At 44.4% G+C, this 639-nt stretch carries 1 pseudogene; it reads right to left on the bottom strand.

From position 1 onward, the window contains the following. A pseudogene (locus tag ACFIK3_RS09770) lies at positions 1-639 on the bottom strand (hypothetical protein); the annotation flags it as partial.

The raw sequence follows: 639 nt of genomic DNA, 5'->3' as shown, positions 1-639 counted from the left end.
CGCTGAAGCCACATCTGTATAGCTCTCCTCACTCTCAGTACCATCAGATTTTACTGTTTTAACCGTGAACTTAGGTTCGCTCCATTGGCCATCCTCATACTTAGCTCCTCCACCTAAAGATTGCGCAACTTTATCACCTAGGACATAAAGCTGGTTACCCGTTACGGCATCCGTTGAGGTTCCACTAATATCTCCATTTTTAAGAGACGTAATCTTGTTGTTCTCTTTACTGTCCCCATGCGTCGCCACAAAGGCATGTGCAGCGTCGCTCCATAATAAAGCATCACCATTAACCGCTTGAGTAATATTACTTATTTTATCCTCAAACCTTTTAACCTCATTAGACAGATGAGTGTTCACATTCTTGACACTCGTATCAAGACCCGCAAAGGCGCTACCAACATCATTGAAGCTCGTCTTTTCCACATCACCATCTGCAGAAACATTAGAGATTTCGTAAGTCGGAGCTGTCCATGTGCCACCTTCATACTTAGCTTTACCACCTAAAGATTGCGCAACACCGCTCCCTAGAGCATATAGCTGGTTACCCGCTACAGCATCACTTGAAGTAGCACTAATGTCTCCATTGGAAAGCGATGTTATCTTGCTGTTTGTCTTCTCTTCACCATGCGTCGCTAC

The sequence above is a fragment of the Bartonella sp. CB10SXKL genome (genome assembly GCF_042195515.1).
Taxonomy (GTDB): Bacteria; Pseudomonadota; Alphaproteobacteria; order Rhizobiales; family Rhizobiaceae; genus Bartonella.
Note: the sequence above shows the minus strand (reverse complement) of the source record. Positions and strands in the feature narration are given on the sequence as shown.